This is a genomic window from Rhodococcus gordoniae (genome assembly GCF_001646655.1).
GTDB classification, from domain to species: domain Bacteria; phylum Actinomycetota; class Actinomycetes; order Mycobacteriales; family Mycobacteriaceae; genus Rhodococcus; species Rhodococcus gordoniae.
Genome location: NZ_LPZN01000095.1, coordinates 1 through 1,713, shown reverse-complemented (window position 1 = coordinate 1,713; position 1,713 = coordinate 1). Strand labels below are relative to the sequence as shown.

Annotated in this window: 1 protein-coding gene; it reads right to left on the bottom strand. The window is 73.4% G+C overall.

The window, feature by feature from the left end; translation table 11 throughout:
* Positions 1-27: 27 nt before the first annotated feature.
* The coding region (locus A8G18_RS23155) for a hypothetical protein (protein ID WP_064065562.1) at positions 28-1,713 on the bottom strand (1,686 nt) is incomplete at its 5' end.

Below are 1,713 nucleotides of genomic sequence, written 5' to 3'. Positions count from 1 at the left end.
ATGTCCTGGAGCCCGCACCGCTGCGGGTCAGGGCAGCAGTTCGTCGAGCTCGGTGGAGTCGGTGGCGCCGAGCGACGAGTCGGCACCGGCGCCGGCGAACAGGCCGCCGCCGAGACCGGAGGTCGCGGTGAGGCCGCCCTCGCCGAACAGACCCGCCTCCCCCGATGCGGATCCGAAGACGTCCTCACCGACCGACGCCCAGCCCTCCGCACCGCCCGACAGGTCGGTATCGACCTGCCCCGACAGAGCGGTATCGACCTGCCCCGACAGCGCCGTGTCGACCTGTGTCGAAAGTTCCGCACCCAGGTCGGCGGCGCTCTCCAGGCCGGCGGCGAGACCGAGATCTGCCGCTGCGCCCAGGTCGGCGCCCGTCCCCGGCTCCAGCGCGCTCTCGAAGTCCGTCACGGCACCGAGGTCGACCGACGTACCCAGCCCACCGGCCGCCCCGATTCCCGAGTCGATCGCCGCGCCGAGATCTGCCCCCAGGTTCGCGCCGGCCCCGAGTTCCGCCGCCGCGTCCAGGGCGCCGTCGAGGGCGTACCCGAGCTGGCCGGTGGCTTCGGCACCGGCACCGAGGCCGCCGCCGATCGTCGTGGCGAGCTGCGTGCCGAGATCGGCACCCGCGTCGAGGGACACCGAGCCCGCAGCCGTGTCGAGTGCGCTGCCGAGCTGCAGGCCGAGCTCGGCACCGGCCGAACCTCCGGTGGCGAACGTCGAGCCGAGGACGGACGACAGATCCGATCCGAGGCTCGTCCCCACCTGCACCGTCGAATCGACGGTCGCGCCGACGCCGTTGGCCGAGCCGATGGCGATGTTCAATGCCGACGACAGTTCGGTGGTCGCGGCGGTCTCGATGCCGAGCGCGCCGCCGAGCACCCCGCCGACCAGCGTTCCCAGGTCGATCTCGGCGCCGGTCTCCGCATCGATCGCGCCGCCTCCGGAGAGCACCGCGTCGAGGTCGACGCCGCCGAGCAGACCGCCCTGCGCGCTGCTCTCGATGACGGTCCCCAGCGCCGCGCCGAGATCGGCCGCAGCTCCACCGCCCGCTCCGAGCAGGGCCGAGAGGGACGCGCCGAGGCCGAGGGTCGCGCCCACTCCGGCATCGAGACCGGCAGCGAGATCGGATCCGAGTCCGGCACCGAGATCGGCCACCCCGCCGAGGACACCGTCGAGGCTCGTACCGAGCGCGCCGGTCAGTTCGGTGCCCACGCCGAGTACACCGCCGAGGGTGGTGCCGAGTGCAGCGCCGAGTTCGGCGCCGCCTTCGAGAGCCAGGTTCAGCTCGCTCGAGAATGCGCCACCGGCTTCGACAGCCGATTCCAGCAGCCCGCCGAGAGCGAGCCCGATGTCGGCGCCGAGCGTGCCTCCGATGCCCAGTGCCCCTTCGAGGGTGGTGGCGAGGTCGGCGCCGAGTCCACCCGACACCGCGACGGCGGCGTCGATCGCGGCGGCGAGATCGGCAGCGGCACCCACACCGAGACCGAGTCCACCTTCGAGAGCACCGGCCAGCGCACCACCGATGTCGACCGCGCCACCGAGTTCGAGGCCGGCGTCGAGGGCACCGCCGAGTGCCGCACCCAGCGCCCCGCCGAGCTCACCACCGGCTTCGAGTGCTGCACCGAGCTGCGCGGCGAGATCGACGACGATCCCGGTCTGAGCTCCGACGGCGCCACCGAGATCCAGTCCCCCACCGAGACCGAGACCGCCGCCCAG